At 73.9% G+C, this 25,514-nt stretch carries 21 protein-coding genes; 7 read left to right on the plus strand and 14 right to left on the minus strand.

The window, feature by feature from the left end; all coding sequences use genetic code 11:
* Positions 1 to 170 precede the first annotated feature (170 nt).
* On the plus strand, positions 171 to 1,172 hold the full coding sequence (locus tag CRP30_RS17395; protein WP_097185248.1) for an SDR family oxidoreductase: 1,002 nt from the start codon (positions 171 to 173) through the stop codon (positions 1,170 to 1,172).
* A gap of 8 nt (positions 1,173 to 1,180) precedes the next feature.
* Positions 1,181 to 1,819 (plus strand): DedA family protein, encoded by a 639-nt coding sequence (locus CRP30_RS17400; RefSeq protein WP_097185249.1) that lies wholly within the window; start codon positions 1,181 to 1,183, stop codon positions 1,817 to 1,819.
* Between the two features lie 95 nt (positions 1,820 to 1,914).
* Here the strand turns inward: CRP30_RS17400 and CRP30_RS17405 are convergent, their stop codons facing one another.
* Positions 1,915 to 2,955: an NAD(P)-dependent alcohol dehydrogenase gene (locus tag CRP30_RS17405; RefSeq protein ID WP_097185250.1), complete on the minus strand. Its 1,041-nt coding sequence runs from the start codon at positions 2,953 to 2,955 to the stop codon at positions 1,915 to 1,917.
* Positions 2,956 to 2,987: 32 nt separating this feature from the next.
* The gene (locus tag CRP30_RS17410; RefSeq protein WP_097185251.1) at positions 2,988 to 3,395 is read right to left on the minus strand and encodes a (R)-mandelonitrile lyase; all 408 of its coding nucleotides are present in this window, start codon (positions 3,393 to 3,395) and stop codon (positions 2,988 to 2,990) included.
* Positions 3,396 to 3,533: 138 nt separating this feature from the next.
* Between CRP30_RS17410 and CRP30_RS17415 the strand changes: the two genes are divergently transcribed.
* A complete protein-coding gene (locus CRP30_RS17415; protein ID WP_097185252.1) occupies positions 3,534 to 4,418 on the plus strand; it encodes a helix-turn-helix transcriptional regulator in 885 nt (294 codons plus the stop codon).
* Positions 4,419 to 4,451: 33 nt separating this feature from the next.
* Here CRP30_RS17415 and chrA read toward each other — a convergent pair whose 3' ends face one another.
* Entirely contained in the window at positions 4,452 to 5,879 is a 1,428-nt protein-coding gene (gene chrA / locus CRP30_RS17420; RefSeq protein WP_097185253.1) for a chromate efflux transporter, read from the minus strand.
* 198 nt (positions 5,880 to 6,077) lie between these two features.
* The gene (locus CRP30_RS23295; RefSeq protein WP_097185254.1) at positions 6,078 to 7,403 is read right to left on the minus strand and encodes a methyl-accepting chemotaxis protein; all 1,326 of its coding nucleotides are present in this window, start codon (positions 7,401 to 7,403) and stop codon (positions 6,078 to 6,080) included.
* Positions 7,404 to 7,582: 179 nt separating this feature from the next.
* On the opposite strand from CRP30_RS23295, the gene CRP30_RS17430 reads away from it, so the two are divergent.
* Positions 7,583 to 7,834: a nickel-binding protein gene (locus tag CRP30_RS17430; RefSeq protein ID WP_097185255.1), complete on the plus strand. Its 252-nt coding sequence runs from the start codon at positions 7,583 to 7,585 to the stop codon at positions 7,832 to 7,834.
* Between the two features lie 43 nt (positions 7,835 to 7,877).
* Positions 7,878 to 10,799 (plus strand): helix-turn-helix transcriptional regulator, encoded by a 2,922-nt coding sequence (locus tag CRP30_RS17435; RefSeq protein ID WP_159961774.1) that lies wholly within the window; start codon positions 7,878 to 7,880, stop codon positions 10,797 to 10,799.
* A 14-nt stretch (positions 10,800 to 10,813) separates the two neighbouring features.
* Here the strand turns inward: CRP30_RS17435 and CRP30_RS17440 are convergent, their stop codons facing one another.
* Genes CRP30_RS17440 through CRP30_RS17460 form a run of 5 tightly spaced genes read right to left on the minus strand, consistent with a single transcriptional unit; the run spans position 10,814 to position 16,996 of the window.
* Positions 10,814 to 12,547 carry an FAD-dependent oxidoreductase gene (locus CRP30_RS17440; RefSeq protein WP_097185257.1) on the minus strand — a complete coding sequence of 578 codons (1,734 nt, stop codon included), beginning with the start codon at positions 12,545 to 12,547 and terminating at the stop codon, positions 10,814 to 10,816.
* Positions 12,534 to 14,015, minus strand: a complete 1,482-nt coding sequence (locus CRP30_RS17445; RefSeq protein ID WP_097185258.1) for a flavin-containing monooxygenase — start codon at positions 14,013 to 14,015, stop codon at positions 12,534 to 12,536. Before CRP30_RS17445 ends, CRP30_RS17440 begins: the two co-directional genes overlap by 14 nt.
* A gap of 19 nt (positions 14,016 to 14,034) precedes the next feature.
* On the minus strand, positions 14,035 to 14,826 hold the full coding sequence (locus CRP30_RS17450; RefSeq protein ID WP_097185259.1) for a crotonase/enoyl-CoA hydratase family protein: 792 nt from the start codon (positions 14,824 to 14,826) through the stop codon (positions 14,035 to 14,037).
* Positions 14,823 to 16,370 (minus strand): TLP1 C-terminal extension domain-containing protein, encoded by a 1,548-nt coding sequence (locus tag CRP30_RS17455; protein WP_097185260.1) that lies wholly within the window; start codon positions 16,368 to 16,370, stop codon positions 14,823 to 14,825. The genes CRP30_RS17450 and CRP30_RS17455 overlap by 4 nt, the downstream gene beginning before the upstream one ends.
* Before the next feature lie 14 nt (positions 16,371 to 16,384).
* Complete coding sequence (locus tag CRP30_RS17460) at positions 16,385 to 16,996, minus strand: TetR/AcrR family transcriptional regulator (RefSeq protein ID WP_097185261.1); 612 nt, start codon at positions 16,994 to 16,996, stop codon at positions 16,385 to 16,387.
* A gap of 112 nt (positions 16,997 to 17,108) precedes the next feature.
* Between CRP30_RS17460 and CRP30_RS17465 the strand changes: the two genes are divergently transcribed.
* Positions 17,109 to 18,248 carry an acyl-CoA dehydrogenase family protein gene (locus CRP30_RS17465; protein ID WP_200814829.1) on the plus strand — a complete coding sequence of 380 codons (1,140 nt, stop codon included), beginning with the start codon at positions 17,109 to 17,111 and terminating at the stop codon, positions 18,246 to 18,248.
* 106 nt (positions 18,249 to 18,354) lie between these two features.
* Complete coding sequence (locus CRP30_RS17470) at positions 18,355 to 19,329, plus strand: helix-turn-helix domain-containing protein (protein ID WP_097185263.1); 975 nt, start codon at positions 18,355 to 18,357, stop codon at positions 19,327 to 19,329.
* 7 nt (positions 19,330 to 19,336) lie between these two features.
* Here the strand turns inward: CRP30_RS17470 and CRP30_RS17475 are convergent, their stop codons facing one another.
* From CRP30_RS17475 to CRP30_RS17495, 5 genes are read right to left on the minus strand one after another with little or no spacing between them, the layout of a single operon-like run.
* Positions 19,337 to 20,749 carry an amidase gene (locus CRP30_RS17475; protein WP_097185264.1) on the minus strand — a complete coding sequence of 471 codons (1,413 nt, stop codon included), beginning with the start codon at positions 20,747 to 20,749 and terminating at the stop codon, positions 19,337 to 19,339.
* 55 nt (positions 20,750 to 20,804) lie between these two features.
* Complete coding sequence (locus CRP30_RS17480) at positions 20,805 to 21,494, minus strand: ABC transporter ATP-binding protein (protein ID WP_143278488.1); 690 nt, start codon at positions 21,492 to 21,494, stop codon at positions 20,805 to 20,807.
* Positions 21,491 to 23,224 (minus strand): branched-chain amino acid ABC transporter ATP-binding protein/permease, encoded by a 1,734-nt coding sequence (locus CRP30_RS17485; RefSeq protein ID WP_159961776.1) that lies wholly within the window; start codon positions 23,222 to 23,224, stop codon positions 21,491 to 21,493. The genes CRP30_RS17480 and CRP30_RS17485 overlap by 4 nt, the downstream gene beginning before the upstream one ends.
* On the minus strand, positions 23,221 to 24,423 hold the full coding sequence (locus CRP30_RS17490; protein WP_159961778.1) for an ABC transporter substrate-binding protein: 1,203 nt from the start codon (positions 24,421 to 24,423) through the stop codon (positions 23,221 to 23,223). The genes CRP30_RS17485 and CRP30_RS17490 overlap by 4 nt, the downstream gene beginning before the upstream one ends.
* Positions 24,420 to 25,310: a branched-chain amino acid ABC transporter permease gene (locus tag CRP30_RS17495; protein ID WP_097185268.1), complete on the minus strand. Its 891-nt coding sequence runs from the start codon at positions 25,308 to 25,310 to the stop codon at positions 24,420 to 24,422. Before CRP30_RS17495 ends, CRP30_RS17490 begins: the two co-directional genes overlap by 4 nt.
* Between the last annotated feature and the right edge of the window lie 204 nt (positions 25,311 to 25,514).

The raw sequence follows: 25,514 nt of genomic DNA on the forward strand, positions 1-25,514 counted from the left end.
GGGGCGGCGAGCCATGTCTACCGGCGGGTCACGGGCACAACCACGGCCTGCCGATCCCCCTCTCAGCGGGCCTGAAGGGGGGATCGAGAGGTCCTCCCTCGGGGCGACGGACCACGGGAAGGTGGCCCTCACGGCGCGAGCAGCGCACCCATGAGGACAGGACACCAGCGATGGCCCGCACGACGATCGACATCCCCGTCCCCGACCTGTCGGGGAAGCGAGCAGTGCTCACCGGAGGCAGCGACGGCATCGGCGTGATCCTCGCCCGTCGTCTGGCGGCGGCCGGGGCCGACCTGGTTCTCCCGGTCCGCAACCGGGGCAAGGGCGAGGCGACGACCGCCGAGATCCGGGCGCGGGTCCCCCGGGCGAGCATCACGCTCCAGGTTCTCGACCTCTCCTCGCTGGACTCGGTCGCCGCCTTCGCCGGCACGCTCCTCGACGATGGCAGGCCGATCGATCTCCTGATCAACAATGCCGGCGTCATGACGCCCCCGGAGCGGCGGACGACGGCCGACGGGCACGAGCTGCAGCTCGGGACCAACCACCTGGGCCACTTCGCCCTGGTGGCGCACCTGATGCCGCTCCTCTGCGCCGGCCGGGCGCGCGTGACGTCGCAGGTGAGCCTCGCCGCGAACCGGAACTCGATCAACTGGGACGACCCGCAGTGGGAGCGCTCCTACGACGCCTTTCGCGCCTACAGCCAGTCGAAGATCGCCGTCGGCCTGTTCGGGCTCGAGCTCGACCGGCGCAGCAGGGCCCGCGGCTGGGGCATCACGAGCAACCTCTCCCATCCCGGCGTGGCACCGACGAACCTCCTGGCAGCGCAACCCGGGATCGGCCGCCCCCAGGAGTCACGCGAGATCCGCATCATCCGGCGGCTGTCGGCGATGGGCATCGCGGGGACGCCGGAGACCGCCGCCCTGCCCGCGCTGCTCGCCTCGACGTCGCCGGACGACGCCGGCGGCCGGTTCTACGGCCCCCGCCGGTTCGGGCACCTCAGCGGGCCGCCCGCCGAGCAGAAGCCGTACCGGCGGCTCCGCGGCGTCGAGGACGCGGCGCGCATGTGGCGGCTGTCGGAGGAGCTGACGAACGTGTCCTACCCCGATGGCCGTCCCGACGACGGAACCGGCGAACCCCCCGTCCCGGTCCGCGAGCGCCACCTCCCGGCCTGACGTCCCCCGTGGACGCCCTGGTCGAGCTGTGCGCCGTGCCCGCGCTGGGGGCTGTCGCCCTGGTGCTGGTCCTCGAGGCAGGTCTGCTGATCGGCGTCGTCCTCCCCGCCGGGTCGCTGGTCCTCGGCCTGGGCGTGCTCGGCGGGATCGGCGCCCTGTCCCTGCCACTCGTGGTGCTGTCCGTCGCCGCCGCCACTGTCCTCGGTGCTGCGCTCGGGCATCACGCGGTCAGGCGTCGATCGGCCGGCGGCTCGTCGGGAGGCGCCGGGCTCGGCCGTCACCTGCCGACCCGCGTCCTCCGGCTGGTCGACCGGATCACCACGCCGTTGGGCGACGTCATCGGCCGCCGGCCGGTGCGGGCCGCCGCGACGGCGCAGTTCGTCGCCGGCGCGCGCACGCTGGCTCCGCGCCTGGCCGCGTCCGCAGGTGTCCCTCTCGCGACCATGCTGCGCGGCACAGCTCCGGCGGCGCTCGTCTGGTCCGGCGGGCTGGTCACGACCGGCGCGTTCGCCGGGGCTGCGATGCCACTGGTCCAGGACCTGCTCGCGGTCGTCGGCATCCCGCTGGTGCTGGTGGCGGCCGCTTCGCTGCTCGTCCGCCGCCGCCTCCGGCTCCGCACCCTCCGTCCCACGCATTCGTCGGCCTGACCGACCCCCGGTTCCCGCCCTCATCGCTCGCTGTACGCCCGAGAGGCCCTGGTCAGAACCTGACCAGGGCCTCTCCGCGTTCCGGGGCGGTGCGATCAGCCGAGCGTCGCCGTGTCGATGACGAAGCGGTAGCGGACGTCGGAGGCCAGCACCCGCTCGTAGGCGTCGTTGATGCGGGCGGCGGCGATGACCTCGACCTCGGCGCCGATGCCGTGCTCGGCGCAGAAGTCGAGCATCTCCTGGGTCAGCGCGATGCCACCGATCATCGAGCCGGCGTAGTTGCGCCGAGCGCCGATCAGCGACATCACGTTGAGGCTCAGCGGCTCGGCGGGAGCGCCGACGTTGACCAGCGTGCCGTCGACGGCCAGCAGGGACAGGTACGCGTCGACGTCGATCGACGCGCTGACGGTGTTGACGATCAGGTCGAACCGTCCGGCCAGCTGCGTGAACGTGTCCGGGTCCGACGTCGCGAAGTAGTCGTCGGCGCCGAGCCGCAGACCGTCCTCCTGCTTCTTCAGCGACTGCGACAGCACGGTGACCTCCGCACCCATGGCGTGCGCGAGCTTGACCGCCATGTGGCCGAGTCCACCGAGGCCCACGACCGCGACCTTCCTGCCGGGTCCGGCGCCCCAGCGGCGCAGCGGGGCGTAGGTGGTGATGCCGGCGCAGAGCAGCGGAGCGGCGGCGGCCGCGTCGATGCCGTCCGGGACCGACAGCACGTACCCGGCGTCCACGACGACGTGGGTGGAGTAGCCGCCCTGGGTCGTGGTGCCGTCGCGGTCGGTGCCGGCGTAGGTGGCGACCATGCCCTGGACGCAGTACTGCTCGTCGCCGCCCAGGCAGTTGGTGCACTCGCCGCAGGAGTTCACCATGCAGCCGACGCCGACGCGGTCGCCGACCCGGTGCGTGGTGACGTCGGAGCCGACCTCGGCGACCACGCCGACGATCTCGTGGCCAGGGACGACCGGGAAGGGCTGCGGTCCCCAGTCCCCGTTCACGGTGTGGATGTCGGAGTGGCAGATGCCGGCGTACTGGATGGCGATGAGGACGTCGTTCGGTCCGACGTCCCGGCGCTCGATGGTCGTGGGGGCCAGGGGCCGGCCGGCGGCCGGGGCGGCGTAGGCGGGAACGCGCATTGCGGTAGTGCTCCTCGTTCTCGGTGGATGGATCAGACGGTCGGTGCGGCCGCGTACTCGTCGTCGGTGACGGGGGTCAGCCAGTGCACGACGGCGTGGTCGGCGTCGGCCTCGTTGATGGCCAGGTGGACCATGAGCCGGTTCGGCGCCGCGCCGTGCCAGTGCTCCTCGTCGGCCTCGAACAGGACGCGGTCGCCGGGTCGGATGACCTCGACCGGTCCGCCGCGGCGCTGGCACAGACCGACGCCCTCGGTGACGAAGACGGTCTGGCTCAGCGGGTGGCGGTGCCAGTGGGTGCGCGCACCGGGCATGAAGTGCACCAGGTTGGCGCTGAGCCGCGACGGCGCGGGCGCAGCGGCGACGACGTCGATGTAGACGTCACCGGTGAACCAGTCGGCCGGGCCCGTGACGGTGTCGACGGAGCTACGGGTGATCTGCATGGCGCTCTCTCTCCGGATCGGTGGCCCTCGTGGCCCGCACACCACGGAACGCCCTCGTCCGCGGGCGCGGGAGGGCGGGTTTGTAGGGGGTACAAGCTCGACCTCCCTCGCGCGGCGCGCCGCCGTACCGTCGACGAGGTGGACAACCGCTCCGAGATCCGCGACTTCCTCGCCACCCGGCGCGCCCGCATCACCCCCGAGCAGGCAGGTCTGCTGCCCGGCGGGGGCCGGCGTCGGGTGCCGGGCCTGCGCCGTGAGGAGGTCGCCGTCCTGGCCGGGGTGAGCACCGACTGGTACATCCGGTTGGAGAAGGGCCACATCGCCGGGGTCTCCGAGGACGTGCTCGAGGCCGTGGCCCGCGCGCTCCAGCTGGACGAGGCGGAGCGCGCCCACCTCTTCGACCTCGCCCGGGCCGCCCGGCCGTCCCGCGCGATCCGGCGCCCCGGCAGGGTCCAGGTCCGGCCGCGGGTGCAGTGGATGCTCGACTCCATCGGCTCGTCGGCGGTCATCGCGCTCAACGGCCGGATGGACATCCTGGCCGCCAACACCCTCGGCCGGGCCCTCTACTCACCGGTCTTCGACGACCCCCGGCGACCGGCGAACATCGCCCGCTTCCAGTTCCTCGACCCGCGGGCCCGCGACTTCCACCCCGACTGGAACGGCGCGGCGAACACGACGGCGGCGATCCTGCGCACGGAGGCCGGCCGCGATCCGCACGACAAGGACCTGCGCGACCTGATCGGCGAGCTGTCCACCGTGAGCGAGGAGTTCCGCACCCGCTGGGCCGCGCACGACGTCCGCATCCACCGCACTGGCATCAAGACCTTCCGGCACCCCGTGGTCGGCACGCTCGACCTGATCTACCACTCCACGTCCCTGCCGACCGAGGGCCACGAGGACCTGGCGATGACCGTCTACACCGCCGAGCCCGGGACCGCCTCGGAGGACGCCCTCACGCTGCTGGCGACCTGGGCCGCCACCGACGCGCAGCAGGAGCAGGACGCCTCGGCCGACATGTCCTGACCCGGCGCCCGGACCATCCGGTCGGGCGGCGGATCAGGACACGGGCAGGCCCGCCAGGCCGGCGGCGAGCCCGAGCAGCGCGCACACGCCGAGCGTGCGGAGCACCGACCACCTGACCCGGAACAGCAGGACCCCGGCCACCAGCGCGATGACCACGGGCACGACCCGCAGCGTCGTGACGTCCGGCAGCTCCAGCGCCAGCGGTCCGCCGTCGACCCGGGAGCTCTCGGAGAACAGCGTGTGCACCGCGAAGTAGACGCCCAGGTCGGCGATGACGCCGACGACGGCGGCCGTGATGCCGGTGAGCGCCGCCGACAGCGACCGGTTGCCGCGCAGGCGCTCCATGTACGGGGCGCCGAGCAGCACGAACAGGAAGCTCGGCACGAACGTCACCCAGGTGACGAGCAGCGAGGCCAGGACAGCGGCCACCCACGGGTCGAGGGACCCGGGGTCGCGGTAGGCGCCCAGGAAGGCCACGAACTGGACGACCATGATCAGCGGTCCCGGAGTGGTCTCCGCCAGCGCCAGGCCCCGGACCATCTCGCCCGGGGACAACCACCCGTAGACGGCTACGGCCTGCTGGGCGACGTAGGCCAGCACCGCGTACGCGCCGCCGAACGTCACGACCGCCGCGCCGGAGAAGAACAGACCCTGCTCGGTGAAGACACTGCCCGCGCCGGTCAGCACCGCGACGGCAGCCATCGGCACACCCCACACGAGCAGACCCACGACCAGCACCTTCACCGTCCGGCGGGTGGTGGGGGCCTCGTGGTGCAGGACGTCGTCCGAGATCACCGGGGGCGGGCCGGCGTCCGGACCGTCAGCGGCCTTCTTCCCGGGCAGCGCGGCCGGCCGCCAGCGGCCGAGCGACCAGCCGGCCAGCCCGGCGAGCGCGACGACCACCGGGAAGGGCACCCCGAAGACCGCCAGCGCGAGGAAGGAGACGACCGCGAGGACCACCAGGGCGCGGCTGTCGAGCGCCTTCGTGGCGACCCGGACGACGGCCTGCACGACGATGGCGAGCACGGCCGCGGCGAGTCCGGCGAACACGGACGTGACCGCCGTCGTGTCGCCGAAGGCGACGTACACCGCCGACAACCCGAGGAGCGCGACGACGCCGGGGAGCACGAAGAGCCCCCCGGCGACGAGGCCGCCGCGGGTCCCGTGCAGCAGCCACCCGACGTAGGTCGCCAGCTGCTGGGCCTCGGGGCCGGGCAGCAGCGTGCAGTAGTTCAGGGCGTGCAGGAAGCGATTCTGGCCGATCCACCGCTTCTCGTCGACCAGCGTCCGCTGCATGACCGCGATCTGGCCGGCCGGCCCGCCGAAGGTCTGCAGCGAGATGCCGAACCAGGCGCGGACGGCGGTGCCGAAGGGCACCACCGCCTGCTCGTGGCCACCCGTCGTCGGCGCGCTCGGCGGGGAGGGGACGGCGTCCCGCTGCGGAAAGGCCTCGGACGTCATGGTCCCTCGTGGGTCGGGCCGGCTCGCGGTCGAGCAGCACCCGCTCGCCCGGATCGCACTAGGTGGGGCGAGGAGTCCGGCACCGGAGCGATGGAACTATCGTCGCACCGCCTCGTCCACCCCGGTTCCAGGGACCTCCGCGTCCCGCCCGCGCGTCCGCCGGCCCGGGCCGCTCGCCGACCCGGGCCGACACGCCCGTCAGACCCCGTCGACGATGCGCTGCAGGTCGGCCGCCATGCGGGACGCCTCTCGCGACGCTCCCACGATGGCGTCCTGCGCCTGCGCGGTCGATGCGCTCTGCTCCTCCACGGCGGCCGCGATGGTCGTCTGCGCCTCGACGACCCCCTGGATGACCTCCTGCACGCCGCTGAGCGCCGCGCCAGCCGCTTCGACGTCGCCACGCACGGCGTCGACGACCCGACGGATCCGTTCGGTCGCCCTCGCCGTCTCCCCGGCCAGGTCCTTCACCTCGCCGGCCACGACGGCGAATCCCTTGCCGGCCTCTCCGGCGCGGGCGGACTCGATCGTCGCGTTGAGCGCGAGCAGGTTGGTCTGGTCGGCGATCGTGGAGATGCTGCCGGCGATCTGGTCGATCTCGGTCATCGTCCCGGCGAGCCGCTCGACGGTCTCGGCGCTCTCCCGCGAGCCGGTGCTCGCCTGGTTCGCCGTCGTCGTGGCCGAGCCGGCCGCCGCGGCGATGTCGGCGATCGCCGCGCGCAGGCCGGCCATCACCGAGGTCGCCGTACCGACGTTCTCGTCGAGGCGCTGCCCGGCGTCGACCAGCTCGGCGAGCTGGTGCTCCAGCAGAGCGGTGCGCTGCGTGCGCTGCGCGAGCTCGGCAGCGGCGCTGTCGGCGGCCCGGGCGCGCTCGTCGGCGAGCTCGGCCTGGGCGGCGGCCTGGGCCAGCGCCTGCTCCTCCGCCCGCCGCTGTTCCGCGCGACGGCCGCGGTCGGCCTCTTCGGTGAACTTCCAGCCGTACGCGAGGAACGTGGCCTCGGCCAGCAGGAAGACCGCGTGCAGCAGCGCGAACGCGATCGGGTTGTGATGCGCCTCGTGGGTGGAGAAGACCGACTCCGGCATCCACAGGCTCATCGCCGCGTGGTGCACGGCGACGAATCCCACGGCGACGAGGAACGGCGTCCACATCTGGTAGAGCGCCACGAGCGCCAGCAGCGCGTAGAACCAGATGTGCATGTCGGTGAGCCCGCCGCTGACGTGCACCAGCACGTCGGCGCCGATCATGAGCCCCAGGCTGACCGCGCTCGCCCGGGCGACCTGGGCCCGCACGGTCTGCCCGAGGACCAGCAGGACGGCGATGGCGGCCAGTTGCCCCCACAGCAACCACCCGCTCACGTCGCGCGCCATGCCGATCGCCGCGAGTGCAGGCAGGTGCACCACCAGGACGGCGGAGATGATCCGGTGCCGGCCGAGGAAGCTGCGCTCGTCGAGCCGGGCACCCCGGGGGATGCTGCCCAGGAAGCCGGAGGGGCGCGACGACGTCGTCGCGGCCGGAGAAGTGGTCACCCCCTCGTCTTCGGCAGCGCGGTAACCGTATTGAGCACAACCGATGGAGTCACTCCAGTCTCGGTGCGGGCGGGCACGTGCGGCCCTGCGAGCGGCAGGGAGGAATGCGTGATAACCCCTAACCACGCCGCCCGGCGCCGCGTCACCGTGATCTCCTCCGATCAGGAAGGAGAGGTGCGATGCCTCTTTTCATGGATGTCCACCACAAGGTCGACGGGCTGACGGCCGAGGCAGTCGCCGGCGCCCACGAGAAGGACCTGGAGGTCCAGGGCAAGTACGGCGTGGACTACCGGCAGTACTGGTTCGACCAGGCGTCGGGCAAGGTGTTCTGCCTCGTGGAGGCCCCGGACGCCGAGGCCGCCGTGCGGGTGCACCGGGAAGCCCACGGTCTGGAGGCCGACGAACTGGTGCCCGTGGAGGAAGGGCGCTGACGGTTCTGGCCTGAACCGGGCACCCGGCGGATAGTTGCGCCCCGTGGTGGTCGCCTCCCGCGTCTCGAGCCCCACCCTCGTCGGGCGGGCCGACGAGCTGGCGGCCCTGCGCGGCCTGCTCGACGACGTCGTCGCCGGCGGCACCGCGACCGCGGTCGTCGCCGGCGAGGCGGGCATCGGGAAGTCCCGGCTGGTCCGCGAGTCGGCCACCACCACCGCCGACGTCGAGGTCCTCACCGGTGGCTGCGTGGAGGTGGGCGCCGACGTCCTCCCGTACGCCCCCTTCGTCGAGGTACTGCAGCAGCTGGCCGCACGGCACGGGGAGCCTGCCGTGCGCGAGTGGGGCGGGCCGACCGGCGACGAGCTGGCCCGTCTGCTGCCCGGGCTGGATGCCGCGGCCGCCGGGTTCACCCGGGCGAGCGCGAGCCGGCTGTACGCCGCGCTGCGATCGCTGGTGAACGGCCTCGCGGCCGACCGGCCGCTCCTGCTCGTGGTCGAGGACGTGCACTGGTCCGACCGGGCGACTCGCGAACTGCTCGGTCTGCTCGCCCGTGCGCTACCGCCCCGCGCGATGCTCGTCCTGACCGCCCGTACCGACGAGGCGGCCGGGCAGACGGTGCCCCGCTTCCTCGCCGGCCTCGTCGCCGCCGGAGCCCTCCGCGTCGATCTCGACCGGCTCACGCGGGAGGAGCAGGCCCTGCAGCTCAGCGGCATCCTCGGTCTGCCGCCGTCACGAGCCCGCGTGGAGCACGTGTTCGGGCGCGCCGAGGGCAATCCGTTCTTCGCCGAGGAGCTCCTCGCCCTCGGCGGGTCGGGGGCACTCCCGGGAACCGTCCGCGATCTCCTGCAGGCGCGCCTCGACGCCCTGCCGTCGGGCACCCGCCGGGTCGTGCGGGCGGCAGCCGCCGCGGGCCGACGGGTCGAGCACCCGCTGCTGGCCCGTGTGCTCGGCCTCGACGGGCCCGCGCTCGACGAGGCACTGCGTCCAGCGGTCGAGCACCACCTGCTGGTCCCCGGCGGAGCCGGCTACACCTTCCGCCACGCGCTGCTCCACGAGACGGTGGCGGCGACCCTGCTCCCCGGAGAGCTGGCCCGCCTGCACCGCGCGCTGGCCGAGGCCCTGGTCGCCGATCCCGGCCTCGCCGCCGGAACGCACGGGCTTGCCGGGCGGGTCGCCCACCACTGGCTGGCAGCGGGAGACCTGCCCCGTGGTCGCCAGGCGTCCTACGACGCCGCTCGCGAGGCGGAGCAGACGCTCGCCTTCGACGAGGCACTGACCCACTACGAGCGGGTGCTGGCCCTGCCGGATGACGGCCGCCCCCTCCCGGTGCCCCGCTACCGGCTGCTGTGGGACGCCGCCGAGACGGCGCACCTCGCTGGGGAGGGCGCCCGGGCGGCCCGGCTCATCGAGGAGGCCATTGCCTGCGTCGACCCGGAGCAGCACCACCACCGCGCCTATCTGCACGAGCGGCTCGGCCGGTACTCCTGGATGGCCGCCGACGGCGAGCGCGCCCTGGCCTCCTACCGACGCGCCGTCGAGCTGGTGCCCACCGACCCGGTGACGTGCTGGCAGGCGGCGATCGTCAGCGGCTACTCCCAGGTCCTTATGCTGACCGGTCGGTACGACGAGGCCCGGGCACAGGCGGAGCAGGCCATCCGGCTCGCCCGCCAGGTCCCGGACGGGCGCGCCACCGAGGGGCACGCGCGCAACAACCTGGGGGCCTCCCTCGCGCACCTCGGGGACGTCGACCGCGGGATCGCCGAGCTGCGGCTGGCCCAGCGGATCGCCGAGGAGGAGTTCGACGACGTCGACGACATCGCCCGCGCCATCGTCAACCTCCAGTCGGTCCTCTTCGACGCCGGGCGGTACACCGAGGCCCTGGACGTCGCCCGGCGCGGCATCGTCGTGGTCGAGCACCTGGGGCTGCAGCGGCGCAAGGGGACCTGGTGCCGGTGCGACGCCGTGGACTGCCTCATCGCGCTGGGCCGGCTCGACGAGGCGCACGCGGTACTGGACGACGCGGACGCCCTCCAACCCGGAGGGATCGACGCGCTCCGGGTCAGCGGCATGCGCGGGTTGCTGGCCCTGCGTCAGGGACGACTCGGCGTCGCCCGGACCGTGCTGGAGGAGGCGAGACGCGCCGGCCGGCACATGCACGACGGCCACCTCATGATCCCGATCCACCGGGCGACCGCTGAGACCCTGCGGGAGCTCGGGCGGCCGACGGAGGCGATCGCGCTCGCCGACGAGGTGCTCGAGCTGCCCTGGGGCGAGGGGGACGGCGCCTACCTCGCTCACCTGTACGCGACTGCAACCGGAGCGGCCGCCGACGCCGCAGTAGGGGCTCGCGCGGAGCGTCGTCCTGGGCAGGCGCGACGCTGGGCCGAGGTGGCCGCCACGATCGAGGAGCGGGCGGGGGCGTCGACGGCACGACCGGACCACCTCCTGCCGCCTGCCACGACGGCGATGGACGTCGCGCGGGCGGAGCGCGCCCGCGCCCAGGGCGAACCGGACCCGGCCGCGTGGACGGCGGTGGCCGGTCGCTGGATCGAGCTGGGCGACACGTACCAGGGGGGCTGGGCCTTGCTGCGGCGGGCCGAGGCGGAACTCGCCCTCCGGCGCCGGGCAGCGGCCGGACGCACGATCTCCGAGGTGCAGCGGCTCGCCGCGGGGATCGGTGCGGCCCACCTCGGCGGCACCGCGGCCCGGCTCGCCGCTCGGGCCGGGGTGCCGACCGGAGGGTCACCGTCGGCCGCCCAGCCGTTCCGCCTCAGCGCCCGGGAACGGGACGTGCTGGCGCTCGTCGCACAGGGCCGCAGCGACCGGGAGATCGGGGCCGAGTTGTTCATCAGCCACCGCACCGTCGAGCGGCACGTGTCCAGCATCCTCGCGAAGCTCGACGCGCGGAGCCGGGCGGAGGTGGCCGCCATCGCGCACCGGGACGGCCTCGTGCCGAGCCGCTGACCGAGCGCGGCGTCTCAGGCAGGCTGGTCCCGGGCCTCCTCCCGCGACCGGACGACGGTGAGCGGGAGCAGCCGCAGGGCCCCCGGGGCGTGCGCCGGGACGACGGGGCTCCTCGGCGGCACCGGCGCCACGGGGCGGTAGGGCTCCCCCGGGGCCGGGCGGACATCGGCCTCCCCCTTGTTGGGCCACAGCGCCGTCGCCCGCTCCGCCTGCGCGGTGATGGTCAGCGACGGGTTGACGCCCAGGTTCGCCGACACCGCCGACCCGTCGACGACCGACAGCCCCGGGTAGCCGTGCACCCGGTGGTAGGGGTCGACGACGCCGTCGGCCGCGGTGGCGCCGATGACGCAGCCGCCCAGGAAGTGCGCGGTCATCGGGATGTTCGCCAGGTCGGTGAACGCACCGCCCGGGTCCCCGCCGATCTTGGCCGCGATCCGCCGGACGGCATCGTGCCCGCCGGGGATCCAGGTGGGCACCGGCTCCCCCGGCCCCGGTCGGCTGGTCAGCCGCCGGCCCCAGCGCCCCCTGCGTCCCGACACCACGATGCTGTTGTCCCGCGTCTGCATGACGAGCGCGATCAGCGTGCGCTCCGACCAACCGCGCACCGAGAGGGTGCGCACGAAGGCGGCCGGATTCCGGGCGATGACCCCCAGCGCCTCGAGCCAGCGCGGCAGCCGCCCGCCGCCGTCGACCAGCACCGTCTGCAGCAAGCCGATGGCGTTGCTGCCCTTGCCGTAGCGCACCGGTTCGACGTGGGTGTGGTCGTCGAGGTGGAACGACGACGTGATGGCCACGCCCCGGCTGTAGTCGGTCGGCCCGCCGCGGCGTCCGGTCGCGGCGAGCACCGCCTCGGAGTTGGTGCGGGTCTGGTGGCCGAGCCGCGGGGACAGCGCCGGCAGCGTGCCGCCGTCCCTCATGGCGTGCAGCAGCCGCTGGGTGCCGTAGGTGCCCGCCGCGAGCACGACCTGGTCGCAGGTCCACCGGCGCACGGTGCGCCTGGCCACCCAGGCGCCGGTGCTCCGTACCTCCACCTCGTACCCGCCGCCGGGCCGCGGGCGGACCGCGGTCACCGTGGTCATCGGTTGCACGACCGCGCCGCCCCGCTCGGCCAGGTACAGGTAATTCTTCACCAGGGTGTTCTTGCCGCCCACCTGGCATCCGGTCATGCACGAGCCGCACTCGGTGCACCCGGTGCGCTCCGGGCCGACGCCACCGAAGAACGGGTCGGGGACGGTCACGCCCGGCTTGCCGAAGAAGATGCCGACCGGCGTCGGGACGACGGTGTGCCCCACACCCATCTCCTCGGCGACCTCGCGGAAGATCTGGTCCGCCGCCGTGACCGTCGGATTGGTGGTGACGCCCAGCATCCGCGACGCCTGCTCGTAGTACGGCGCGAGCTCGGCCTGCCAGTCGGTGATGCCCGCCCACTGCGGGTCCCGGAAGAACGCGGCGGGTGGCTGGTACAGGGTGTTCGCGTAGTTCAGCGATCCCCCACCGACGCCCGCGCCGGCCATCACCAGGACGTCGGGCAGCAGGTGGATGCGCTGGACGCCGTAGCAGCCCAGCTGCGGCGCCCACAGGTAGCGCCGCAGGTCCCACGAGGTCCTGGGCAGCTCCTCGTCGGCGAACCGGCGCCCGGCCTCGAGGACGGTGACCCGGTAGCCCTTCTCGGTCAGGCGGAGGGCCGCGGTGCTGCCGCCGAACCCGCTGCCCACGACGACGATGTCGGTGTGCTCAGTCCTTGGCACGGGCCCCTCCGGGGATCGCGACGGGAGCCGGCTCGAACTGCTCGAGCCGGAGCCGCCGGAGCCGACGGCGGAAGGTGAGGGTGGAGGCCGGCCAGTTCTGCGTGTTGCGGCCGTGCTCGTCGATGTACCAGCTGGTGCAGCCGCTCGCGAAAACCGTGTGCCCGACCCGCTCCTGCACCCAGGCGTCGAAGGCCTCGGCGACGTCGCGGCGGATCTCCAGCAGGCGGGCCCGGCCCTCGGCGAGCGCGCGGACACCCTGCACGACCCACCCGACCTGCGCCTCCAGCATCACGATGATCGAGTTGTGCCCCAGGTTGGTGTTCGGGCCGTAGAGGACGAACAGGTTGGGGAAGCCCGGGACGACGGTGCCGAGGTAGGCGCTGGCACCGCCCTTCCACTGCTCGTGCAGGTCCCGCCCGCCGCGGCCGGTGATCCGCATCGGCGCGAGGAACTCGGTGGCCGCGAAGCCGGTGCCGAGGACGATGGTGTCGACCTCCCGCTCCGCGCCGTCCACGGTGACGACCGAGTGCGGACGGACCTCGGCGATCCGGTCGGTCACCACCTCGACCTGGGGCAGCTGGAGGGCGGAGTACCAGTCGTTGGACATCAGGATGCGCTTGCAGCCCATCGGATCGGTGGGCGTCAGCTTCTCCCGCAGCGCGGGGTCGGCCACCGCCTCGCGCAGGTGCCTGCGGTAGGCGGCCCGGTGGGCGAACAGCAGCCGGGGCTCGGTGTTGAAGCCGAGCGAGCGCAGCTCGTTGGAGAAGTAGTTCCCCTCGCGGGAGAGCCGCAGCAGCCCCGGCACACGGGCGAACGCCTTCTTGGCCCGTGCCCGGTAGGCGCGGTCGGGCTTGGCGAGCACGTACGGCGCCGACCGCTGGAACACCGCCAGGGACGCCGTCCGAGACGCGATGGCGGGCACGAACTGGATGGCGCTGGCGCCGGTGCCGAGGACGGCGACCCGCTCGCCGGTGAGGTCGTGGTCGTGGTCCCACTCCGCGGAGTGGAACATCGTCCCCTCGAACCGGTCGAGGCCGACGATCGCCGGCGTGCTGGGGCGGCTCAGCTGCCCGGTGGCCGTGACGAGGACGTCCGCCTCGTGCTCGCCGCCGTCCGCGAGGTGCAGCCGCCAGGTACCGCTGTCCGCGTCGAACGCCGCCCCGCGCACCTCGGTGCCGAACCGGATGTGCCGCAGGACGTCGAAGTCGCGGGCGACGTCGCGCAGGTACTGGTGGATCTCGGCCTGCGGGGCGAACCGACGTGACCAGTCCGCCTTGGGCGCGAAGGACAGCGAGTAGAGGTGGGACGGCACGTCGCAGGCGGCGCCGGGATAGGTGTTCTCCCGCCACACCCCGCCGACGTCGTCGCTCTTCTCGAACAGCACGAGGTCGGAGATGCCGGCCTGCTTCAGCCGGACGGCGGCGGCGAGCCCGCCGAACCCGGTGCCGATGATGGCGACCCTGGTCATGGCGTGTCCCCCCGCTTCCTCAGCTCGCCGTCCACGAGGGGGACCGGCGCTCGATGAACGCGACGATGCCCTCCATCGCGTCGGCACTCTGCCCGACCGCGGCGATCTCGGCGTCGTTCCGGTCCCAGGCAGCGGCCTCGTGCGGCAGGTCGCCGTCGACCATGCCGAGGGCCAGCCGCTTGCTCGCCTGCACCGCCAGCGGCGCGTTGCCGGCGATCCGCTCGGCGAGCGCCAGCGCCGTGGGCAGCACGTCGGCCGCCGGCACCACCTCGTTCACCAGGCCCCAGCGCAGCGCGTCCTCCGCGGGCATCACGTCACCGGTGAGGATCAGCCGCATCGCGACCTTGCGCGGCAGCTGCTCGGGGAGGCGGAGCACTCCCCCGGCGGCGGCGACGATGCCGCGCGAGATCTCGGGCAGCCCGAACGTGGCGGTGTCGGCAGCGACGGCGAGGTCGCTGGCCAGGACCAGCTCCGTGCCGCCACCGAGCGCGGTGCCGTTGACCGCGGCGATCACCGGGGTGCTGACCGGGTGGCGGACGAAGCCGGCGAAGCCGTACTGCTCCCGGCCGGGTGCGATCGGCGACTCTCCGCGCCCGAGGGCCTTGAGGTCGGCGCCGGCGCAGAAGGACCTGTCCCCCGCGCCGGTCAGCACGATGCACCGGACCTCGCGGTCGGCGTCGCCCTGCTCGAGCGCATCGGCGAGGCGTGCGGCGACGTCGGCGTCCACGGCGTTGCGCGCGCCCGGCCGGTTGAGCGTGATGACCAGCGTGGCGCCGGTCCGCTCGGTGAGGACGCTCGGCTCGTCGGTCATGCGAGGTCTCCCGGTGGGACGGTGACGGCCGGCCGGCCGCCGCGCAGGGACAGCCGCACGGTGCGGCCGACGTGGGTGATGGCTCCCGGTGGCAGGCTCACCAGCGAGAGGGCCGCGGCGGTCGCCGAGTCGTCGGGGGCGGACTGGACGGCGATCCGGTCGCCGGTCGGGGTACGGCCGACGACGAACGCCTGCTGCGGCGCTCCGCTGCGGCCGTGCTCGACGGTGACGGTCTCGACGGTCAGGTCCACGCCGTCCGCGGCGGCCGTCGCGGCGTCGAGGACGGTCGGGGCGTCCGGATGCGCGACGGCGGCCGGCTCGGGCTCCCCGACGTAGCCGTCGGGGTGCGGCCGGGCACCGAGCAGGACCGTGTGCTGGTAGGAGAGGTAGCCGCCGTTGGCGTGCACCAGTCCGGTGGACGCCCCGGCGCGCAGCCGGTGGACGAGTGTGGCGATCGCGTGCAGCGAGTAGGTGTTCAGCGGCCCGCCGAAGGAGGAGTGGCCACCAGCGACACTCAGCACCGCCTCGCGGTCCAGCCCGAGGTGCAGCGCGGCGAGCTTGGGGACGATCGGGAAGCAGCTGTAGACGTCGACCAGGTCCACCTCGCCGATCGGAACGCCGGCCAGCTCCAGCGACCGGTCCAGCGCCCGGCCGAGGGCGATGGACCCTCCGAAGCCGGTGCGCCGCAGCGGGTCGGGCGGGTCGTCGACGCCGGCGCCACCCCACACGTAGGTGAACCGGTCGGCCGGGATGCCGTGCGCCCGGGCGGTGGCCAGCGACGTGACGACGACGGCCACGGCCTGGTCCACGTTGGGCATCGCGTTCATCGACAGGGGGTAGGGCTCGCACACCATGCGGTTGCCGGGCCCGACGGCGCCGACCTGCTCGGCGGTCAGCTCCTCTGGCGCCCAGGCGAACGGGTTCTGCGCCGCCACCCGGCTGAGGTCGGCGTAGATCCGCGCGGACCAGGCGGCGTTCTCCTCGGGCGGAAGGCCGAGATCGGCCTGGAGGCGGTTCTCGAAGAGCGGGTACATCCGTGGCGGCAGGAAGAGCCCGGCGGCCAGCATCTGCTCCGACCCCAGGTCGCCGAGGTCCAACGGCGGCGGGCCACCCGGGGAGCTGCTCCAGCCCCGGTCGACCGGGTCGATGCCGGCCTTGGCCAAGGCGTTCGCCGAGGCCTGCGCCTCCCCGCCGACGACGACGGCCACCTCGCTCTCCCCCGCCCAGATCGCGGCGGCCGCCCGGTCCAGCAGCCGGGCCGGGAGCTGGCCGCCCAGCGCCGTGTTCACGCAGGTGCGCGGGGTGGCACCGATCCGCGCGGCGACCGAGCCGGCCAGGTCGTCGTACGCCCAGCTCGCGGTGCGGATCCCGTACACGGCATCGGCCCCGGCCAGCAGCCCGGGCGCACCGGCGTCCTCCTCCGCCAGCCGCAGGGCCCGGGCCATCAGCTCGAGCGGTTCGCGGGCGCAGTCCACCGTCCGCTCCCGGTTGGCGCGGAGCTGGCCGACCCCCACCAGGACGGGCGTGCGGGACTGGTCGGGCACGGGATCTCCTCGCGTCAGAGCCGGGCGGCGGCGGTGTAGAGGGCGGTGAGCCGGTCGAGCAGCCGGTCGAGGGAGGCCGGCGTCATGCGCTCCTCGGCCCCGGCGATGAGCAGCTCCACCAGGCCTCCGGTGAGCACCGCGGCGCTGGTCTCCAGCGACCGGTCGTCGCGCCCGTCGGTGCGCAACGAGCGCATGAGCCGGGCGGTGAGCGAGCCGAAGCCCTCGAGCAGCTCCCGCCGTTCCCGGCGGAACTCCTCCGTGGCCAGCGATTCCATGAGGACCACGCGGACGGTGCGCGGATCGGCGGTGAAGTACTCGGCGAGGGCGGCCAGCACGCCGCGAGCCCGCTCCTGCGGGTCGAGGTCCGGGGCGGCGACGGCGGCCCGCACGGTGGCCCGCACCTCGTCGCCGATCCGGGTCGTGACGGCGCGGAAGAGGTCCTCGCGGCTGCCGAAGAGCTCGTAGAAGTACCGGGGGCTCAACGCTGCCTCACGACAGACGTCACCCACCGTCGTGGTCGACCACCCGCGGGCGGCGAAGACCTCCAGGCCGGCGGCGAGGAACTGCTCGCGCCGCCGCCTGGAGCGCTCCTCGGCGCTCATGCCGCCGTACACCCGCTCCGCCATGGTCACCTCCCGGACAGCATCTTGAGCGGAACTGTACAAGATGAAATGGCTCGTACAAGATGTTGCGACCGCCACGTCCCGGTCCTGCCGGGCAGCCGACAGGAGGAGCGACGTGAGCACCTGGGACACCGACGAGCGCACGGCACTGCGGGCCTCGGTCCGCCGCTTCGCCGAGGCCGAGATCGTCCCGAACCTCGGTGCCTGGGAGGCTGCCGGCGCCCTACCGCTCGAGCTGCACCGGAAGGCCGCTCGGGCCGGACTGCTCGGCGTCGGCTTCCCGGAGTCCGCGGGCGGGCAGGGCGGGACGCCGATCGACACCTGGGTGATCGCCGAGGAGCTCATCCAGGCAGGCGGCTCCAGCGGTCTGGTCGCGGCACTGTTCACGCACGGCATCGGCCTGCCGCACCTCATCGAGGCCGGCGACCCGGCACTGATCGAGAAGGTCGCGAAGCCCGTGCTCGCCGGCGAGCGGATCGTGTCGCTCGCGGTCACCGAGCCCGACGGCGGCTCCGACGTCGCCGGCCTGACCACCCGGGCCGTGCGGGACGGCGACGAGTACGTCGTCACCGGGGCGAAGCTCTACATCACCTCGGCGACCCGGGCGGACTTCTTCACCGTCGCCGTCCGCACCGGGGGCGACGGCGCGGGCGGGATCTCGTTGCTGCTGCTCGAGCGGGGCATGCCGGGCCTGACAGTGTCGGCGCCGCTGCAGAAGATGGGCTGGCTGTGCTCGGACACCGCCGAGCTGACCTCCGACGGCGTCCGCGTCCCCGTGGGCAACCTGATCGGCACGGAGAACGAGGGCTTCTACGCGATCATGGGCCAGTTCGCGGCGGAACGGCTCAGCCTCGCCGTCCAGGCCTACGCGACGGCGCAGCGCTGCCTCGACCTCACCCTCGCCTGGGTCAGGGAGCGGAAGACGTTCGGCCGGCCGCTGTCGAGCCGCCAGGTGGTGCAGCACCGCGTGGCCGAGATGGCCCGGCAGACCGACGTCGCCCGCACCTACACCCGCGCCGTCATCGACGACTGGCAGGCGGGCGAGGACGTGTTCCGCCAGGTGGCGATGGCGAAGAACACCGCGGTGGCGGCCTGCGACTTCGTCGTCGACAACGCCGTCCAGCTGTTCGGCGGCATGGGCTACATGCGCGAGACCGAGGTCGAGCGGCACTACCGCGACAGCCGGATCCTCGGCATCGGCGGCGGGACGAACGAGATCATGACCGAGATCGTCGCCAAGCTCCTCCTGGCCTGATCCGACTCCCGCGCGCGGGGCCTCGCCCCGGCGTGACCTCCCCGTGACGAGGCATGCCTACTCTCGCCACATCGCGCACCGGCCCGGCGAACCACCGGAGACAGGCATGGAGCTGCTGGCAGGACCCCGCGGAACCGTCGTCCAGGCCTATCTGAACTCCCGGCCGACGGCGACGGAGCCGCACGACGCCGTCCTCGTGCGCTCGGCCGAACCCGAGCCGCACATGCGGGCCCACCCCTGGCAGATCGGCCGGATCGCCGCGTGCGGCTTCCTCGACACCGCGGACGTCGTGGTGACGCCACTGGCGACCCGCCGCTTCCCCGGGTACTACCTCGGGGTTCTGCTGGAAGGCCGGGGCACGCTCACCCAGCCGGGGGCCGACGGTGCCGAGCACACCATCACGCTCGGTGCCGACCGGGTCGGCATCTACTCGCGCATGCGCCCGTTCCGCCTGCAGATCAACGGGCCGTACCACTACCTCGTGCTCGAGGTGACTCCGGAGGCCCTGGGCGTGCACCAGTCGTTGCTGGCCGGCGCCACCACCAGCGAGGAGCTCGCGGCCGCGCCGTCGGCAGCCCTGCTCACCGGCCTCCTCGGTCAGCTGTCGAGCCTCGCGCCGCGGATGTCGCCGGCGCTACGGATGCAGGCGGGTGACGCGGTCACCTCGCTCCTGGCCGGTCACCTGCGTGCGGGGACCACTCCGTGCGCCGCCCGCGGTCCGCTCGACGAGATCCTGCTGTGGATCGAGGAGCGGGTCGGCGATCCGGACCTGTCACCGCACCGGATCGCCGCCGCCCACCACATCTCCACGCGGTACCTGCACAAACTGTTCAACCAGCAGGCACTGACCGTGGCCGGCTACGTGCGGGCACGCAGACTGGAGCTGGTCCGGCGGGATCTGGGCGACCCGGGTCTGCGAGACGTCTCGGTCTCCGCTCTCGGCCGTCGCTGGGGCATCACCGATGCCAGCCAGCTCAGCAAGGCGTTCCGCGGCCGGTACGGCACCACCCCCCGTGGCTTCCGCGAGCAGGCCGCCACGGTCCTCGCCGACGACGGCCTGCTCACCGGAGGGGCGGGCTGACCCGGGATCAGGGAAAGCCCGGCGGCCGGCGGTCGGCCCACGGCATCGCCTGCTCCAGGGCGGCGGCCAGCCGGACGAGCACGTCCTCCCGCCACGGCCCGGCGACCAGTTGCACGCCGATCGGCATGCCGTCGCCGGCCACGTGCAGCGGCAAGGAGATCGCCGGGAGGCCGGCCAGGTTCACCCAACTGGTGAACGAGACCATCCGCAGTTCGGTGAACCGCGGTCCCTCGGGGTCGGCGTTGGCCTCGTCGACCAGCTTCCCGGCCGGCACGGGGACGGTCGCCATGGTCGGGGTCAGCAGGACGTCGAAGTCACGGCCGAACTGCGCCACCACCTGACGGCTCTCCCGCTGCAGCCGGTGCGCCGAGGCCACGTAGTCCGCGGCCGACGCCCGACGGGCCCGCTCCATCCGGTACTGCAGGTAGGGCTCGGCCAGCTCCGGGCGCTCGTACGGCAGCGCCGTGACCGAGGCGTCCATGACGTGGGTCAGGTAGCCGACGACTGCCTCCTGGCTGTAGCCGGCGAGGGTCGCCGGCTCCACCGTGTGTCCCAGCTCCTCGAGCACCTTCGCCGCCCGGAGGGCCCCCTCGACGCAGTCCTCGTCGACCGGCACGCCGGTCGGGGCGTCGATCACCAGGCCGATCCGCAGCCGGCCGGCCGCCGCACCGAGCTCGTCGACCAGCGGCCGGGCCAGCGGCGGGGCGTTGTAGAGGGCCAGCGGGTCCGGGTGGCTGATGGCGTCGAGGACGGCGGCGGCGTCGCGCACCGTGCGGGTCTCCGCGCCGTCGGTGGCGGCGTGCTCCCAGCCCGACACCGACGCCGGCACCCGACCACGGCTCGGCTTGAGCCCGACCACCCCGCAGCTGGACGCCGGCATCCGGATCGATCCGCCGCCGTCCGAGGCGTGCGCGACCGGCGCCAGGCCGGCGGCCACCGCCGCGCCCGCGCCGCCACTGGAACCGCCGGGCGAGCGGGTCGGGTCCCAGGGGTTGCGGGAGATGCCGAACCGGCGACTCTCGGTGACCGACATCGTCCCGGCCTCCGGGGCGGCGGTGCGGCCCATGAGCACGAAGCCGGCGGTCAGCAGCTGGTCGACGACCGGCTCGCTCTCCTCCGCCGGCGTGTCCGGCGTGCCGAGCGAGCCGAAGTAGCAGGGCTGGCCCTTGGCCGGGGTGAGGTCCTTGATCGGCACCGGGACGCCGTGGAACGGGCCGACCTCGGCGCCGCCGGCCAGGGCCGCGTCCGCCGCCCGGGCGGCGGCCAGCGTGGCCTCGGGATCCACCCACACGACGGCGTTGATCCCGGGGTTCAGCCGCTCGATGCGGTCCAGGTAGCCGGAGACGACCTCCACGGAGGTGAGCTCGCGGCGGCGGATCAGAGCGGCGATCTCGGTGGCGGGCAGGAACGGGTCGAACACGGAGTCCTCCGGACGGTGGGGTGGGAGCCGGACGGCTCGGGACGGGAACGGGTCCTCAGCGGAGGACGAGCAGGTCGGACACCCGGGCGGCGGTCTCCTCGGTGACCACCTCGTCGAGCACCAGCCGGCCGGCCTCCATGACCAGGACGCGGGAGCACCACTGCGTGAGCACCGAGGGCGACTGGTCCACCAGCAGCAGGCCGACGCCGGCCGCGGCGAGCTGCGTGGCCACCTCGAGCACCTGGGTCACGATCGAGGGCTGCAGGCCCTGGGTGAGTTCGTCGACGGCGATGAGCCGGGAGCCGGCGAGCACGGCGCGGGCAAAGCCCACGAGCTGCTGCTGGCCACCGGAGAGGGTGCCGGCCGGCTGCCCCGCGCGCTCGGTGAGCAACGGGAACACGTCCCGCGGATCGACGGCGGGGCGGTAGCCGCGGCGCCGCGCGAGTTCGAGGTTCTCCGCCACGCTCAGCGTGGGGAAGACCCCGCGGTCCTCGGGCATGAAGCTGGCGCCCAGCCGCGCGGGGAGGTCGGGACGGCGCGGCGGCACGGGGGTGTCGGCGACGACGACCTCGCCGCCGAAGCGGGTGGCCAGTCCGAAAGCCGTCCGCAGCGTCGTGGACTTGCCCATGCCGTTGCGTCCGGCCAGGCCGACCAGCTCACCGGGCCGGACCTCCAGGTCGACGTCCCGGACGAACGGCACGGCACCCTGGCCTCCGGTCAGGCCGGTGAGACGGAACAGCGTCACGGGACCCCCAGGTACGCGGTGCGCACGCTGTCGTGCGCGACGATCTCGTCCATCGACCCGTCGGCGATCACCGCACCGCGGGACAGCACGACGACGCGGTCGGCCAGCTGGCGGACCAGCTCCATGTCGTGCTCCACGACGACGATGCCGCAGCGCTCGGCGGCCGCCACTGCGCGGATCCGCGCGGCGAGCGCGCCGGTCTCGTCGTGCGACAGGCCCGCGGCCGGCTCGTCCAGCAGCAGGAGCTCCGGCGACCCGGTGAGCACCATGTCCAGCTCCAGGTGGCGCCGATCGGCCATCGACAGCTCGCCGGCCACCCGGTCCTCCTCGCCGGCGTGCACCGCGAGGTCCTCGGCGCCGACCCCGGCCATGACCGCCGCGGCCCGCCGGTTGTCGGCGACCGAGAGCTGGTCGAAGACGCGGGGCACCTGGAACATCCGCGCCATGCCGTGCCGCACCCGGCGGTGGGTGGGCTGAGCGGTCACGTCCACGCCCTCGAACCAGACCGAGCCACGAGCCACCTCGACGGTGCCTGCGACCGCGCCGAGCAGGGTGGACTTGCCGGCGCCGTTCGGGCCGATCAGGCAGACCACCTCGCCGCGGTCCACGGTCAGCGAGGTGCCCTGGAGCACCGGGGTGCCGCCGAAGGAGACCTCGACGTCGCGCACCTCCAGCACCCGGTCACCCGCCGTCTCGGGTGCGGCCGGCCGGTGCACCGGCCGGATCCGACGCGGCAGCGCCGGCACGTCCCGCCCGCGACGCAGTGCTCTCCGGACCAGGCCGGCCAGCCCGTCCGGCGCCACTTGGACGACGAGGATGAACAGCGCCGCCGTGCCGAGCACGTACCAGCTCTGCAGCGTCCCTCCGAGGGTCTGCGTGCCGATGGTGAGCAGTCCCGCGCCGAGGAAGGGCCCGGCGATCGAACCCTTGCCGCCCACGGCCAGCCACACCAGCACGCTCGCCGACAGCGCCAGGCCCAGCGACGCCGGGGTGACGATGCCGGAGACCGGCGCGAACAGGACACCTGCCAGCGCGGAGACCGCGCCGGCCGCTGTGAACGCCACCCAGCGGGTCGCCCGCAGGTCGACGCCGAGGTGCTCGGCCCGCAGCGGGTTGACGAGGGAGGTCAGCTGGAACAGCCCGCGCCGGCCCTTGACCAGCAGGCCGGCGGTGAGTGCCACGGCGACGGCGCAGCTGGCGAGGACGACGTAGTAGCCCTGGACCAGGTCGAACACCGGCGCCAGACCGCCGTTCGCGCCGCCGGTGAGGTTCCGCAGCGAGGTCGCCGTCCGCTGCAGCAGTTGGCTGGCGCCCAGCGTGAGCAGGATGAGCAGCGGCACGCCGGTCGCCTCCGGCACCGACAGCGCGACCGCGCCGATCAGTGCCGCGAGCAGCGCCCCGGCCACCACGCCCAGCAGGCCGGCCACGGGGAGGGAGAGCCCCGCGTCGGTGCCGATGACCACGGCGTAGGCGCCGGCGCCGAAGAAGGCGGCCTGCCCGACGCTGATCAGCCCGACGCGGCCCCAGGCCAGGTCCAGGCCGTAGGTGAACAGCCCGTAGACCAGCCCGAGGGTGAGGATGCCCAGCGCGTGCGGCGCCAGCCCGAACGGCGCGAGCGCCAGGACCCCGACCGCGGCGGCGGCGAGCGGGGCGGCCCACCGCCGGACGACCGGCCCGCGGGCACGGGTCGCCCGGTCGTGGGCCGGCGCGGCGACGGCGGTGGCCGTCACTGGCAGCTGACCGTGACGTCGTCGACGACGCCGTGGTCCTCGGCGACGGCGTAGCCGTCCTCGGTGACCGTCGCGGTCAGCATGTCCGCCTGGAACAGGTGGCCGCCGCCCTCGGTGTCGACGAACCGGGTGCCCTCGCCCAGCGGGGAATCGAAGGAGAACCCGGCGAGCGCCTCGTTGATCTCCTCGCGCGTGCCGGCTCCGCTGTCGTTGATGGCTCCGGCGATGAAGAGCATCGCGTAGTAGGCGTTGGCGGCGACCTCGGAGACCGGCACCTGCAGTCCGGTCTCCTCCACGTAGTCCTCGACGAACGCCTGGCTGTCCTCGTCCTCGAGGCCGTCGGCCCACCGGACGACGTGCTCGCGGCCGGTGGTCACCGCCGACACCGCGCCGAAGTAGTCGCTGTCCAGCGGTGCACCCTCGTAGCCCATCTCCGGGGTCAGGAGCCCGAACTGGGCGCCCTGCAGGGTGAAGGTGACCGCGTCGCTGCCGACCACCATGGCGAGGATCGCGTCGGGCTGAGCCGCCGAGAGCCGGCCGATGGTCGACTCGAAGTCGGTGGTGCCCAGCGGGCTGTACTCCTCGGCGATGAGCTCGCCACCGTTGGCCTCGATCAGCTCCTTGGCGGCTTCGGCGTAGTCGCGGGGGAAGTTGTAGTCGGAGCCGACGAAGGCGATGCGCGGGCCGTAGTCCTCCATCAGGTTCGCGACCTGGATGGCGAGCAGCTGACGGCTGGACTCGCCGAACGGCCAGGCGTAGGGCGAGCAGACCGGCGGGTCGCCGAGGATCGCGGTGGCGAAGGGCATGCCTGCCTCGTCGGCGATCGGCTGGACGGCCGCGGCGGTGTCGCCGGTGATGGTGCCGAACAGCATGTCGACCGCGTTGTCCTGGCTGTAGCGCCGGGCGATCTGCGAGGTGGTGGCCGGGTCGCCCGCGTCGTCCTGGATCTCGTAGGTGACGTCCTGGCCGTTGACGCCACCGTCGGCGTTGATCCGCTCGACGGCGAGCTCGAACCCGGCCTGCATCGCCAGGCCGGTCGCCGAGGCCAGGCCGGTCGCCGGGACGATGAAGCCGATCTTCAGGTCGTCGCCCTCGGCCTCCTCGGCGCCCCCGACGCTCGATCCGCACGCGGCGAGGACGAGCGAGAGCGGCAGCAGCGCGGCGGGGAGGGCGCGGCGCAGCTGCGTCCTGCCGCTCACGCGGGGACGCTGCGCGCGGGGCGTGCCGGACGAGCGGACCATGACAGGAGCCTCCTGGTGTGGGGGTTGGCGCGGACGACGACGGCCACGAGGACGACGACGTAGAACAGGGAGTCGGCGACCGTGTCGGAGAAGTACCGGCGCAGGGTCACCTGGAGGGCGACGACCAGCGCGACGGCCAGCACGGCACCGCGGAACGACGCCGGGCGGGCGAGCAGGACGGCGACGAACCCGGGGATGAGGAGTGAGAACCCCATGGCCGGCGTGACACCGAGCAGCGGGCTGTACAGCGCACCGGCGAGCACGGCGAGCAGGCCGGCGACGGCGAACACCAGCGCGCGGGTCCGGGCGGGGCGGGTGCCCATCAGGGCAGCCATCTCGACGTTGTCGGCGACCGCGCGCAGACGGAGGCCGGCCCGGGTGCGGTAGGCGACCACGAGGACGGCGACGACCACGGCCAGACCCACCGCGGCGATGACCAGCCGGTAGGTCGGGTACACCGAGCCCAGGACGGTCGTCGACCCGGCGATCGGTTCGGTCACCGAGCGCGGCCTCGCCGTGTAGACCACCTCGAAGACCTGCCGGATGGCCAGGCCGATGCCCCAGGTGACCAGCATCCCGGCCAGCCCGTCACGGATGCGGCCGAGCAGTCCGCGCTCGAGCAGGTAGAGCACCGGCGCCAGGACGACCAGGGTGAGCACGATCCGCAGCCCGAACGGCAGACCCGCGGTCGCGACCATGGCGTAGGCGCCGACCGCCGCCAGGTCGCCGACCGCCAGGTTCACGATGCGGCTGACGCCGAAGACGAGGGCCAGGGACAGCGCGAGCAGGGCGTAGAGCCCCAGCTGGGTGATGCAGGAGAGCGCCAGCTCCACCAGCGCCCTCATCGTGCGGATCGCTGCACGGTCATCCGCTCCTCCGGCCGGGGACTGGTCTGACGCACCGCCGTGGCTGCGCGGTGGCTCACTCCACCAGCCGGCGTCCTTTCGTTCTTGTGGCAGAGCGCACCGCAGTCGTCGATCCGCGCCCAGCGGTGACGTCGTGCACCCGGGACAGCGCAGGGCCCCTCCGCCGTAGCCGCGGAGGGGCCC

The sequence above is a fragment of the Blastococcus haudaquaticus genome (assembly GCF_900230285.1).
GTDB classification, from domain to species: domain Bacteria; phylum Actinomycetota; class Actinomycetes; order Mycobacteriales; family Geodermatophilaceae; genus Blastococcus_B; species Blastococcus_B haudaquaticus.

Coding starts and splice junctions, on each gene's coding strand:
- CRP30_RS17410 (WP_097185251.1), bottom strand. CDS start 3,395: ATGCAGATCACCCGTAGCTCCGTCGACACCGTCACGGGCCCGGCCGAC.
- CRP30_RS17430 (WP_097185255.1), top strand. CDS start 7,583: ATGCCTCTTTTCATGGATGTCCACCACAAGGTCGACGGGCTGACGGCC.
- CRP30_RS17445 (WP_097185258.1), bottom strand. CDS start 14,015: ATGACCAGGGTCGCCATCATCGGCACCGGGTTCGGCGGGCTCGCCGCC.
- CRP30_RS17450 (WP_097185259.1), bottom strand. CDS start 14,826: ATGACCGACGAGCCGAGCGTCCTCACCGAGCGGACCGGCGCCACGCTG.
- chrA (WP_097185253.1), bottom strand. CDS start 5,879: ATGACGTCCGAGGCCTTTCCGCAGCGGGACGCCGTCCCCTCCCCGCCG.
- CRP30_RS17470 (WP_097185263.1), top strand. CDS start 18,355: ATGGAGCTGCTGGCAGGACCCCGCGGAACCGTCGTCCAGGCCTATCTG.
- CRP30_RS17495 (WP_097185268.1), bottom strand. CDS start 25,310: ATGAGGGCGCTGGTGGAGCTGGCGCTCTCCTGCATCACCCAGCTGGGG.
- CRP30_RS17395 (WP_097185248.1), top strand. CDS start 171: ATGGCCCGCACGACGATCGACATCCCCGTCCCCGACCTGTCGGGGAAG.
- CRP30_RS17405 (WP_097185250.1), bottom strand. CDS start 2,955: ATGCGCGTTCCCGCCTACGCCGCCCCGGCCGCCGGCCGGCCCCTGGCC.
- CRP30_RS17460 (WP_097185261.1), bottom strand. CDS start 16,996: ATGGCGGAGCGGGTGTACGGCGGCATGAGCGCCGAGGAGCGCTCCAGG.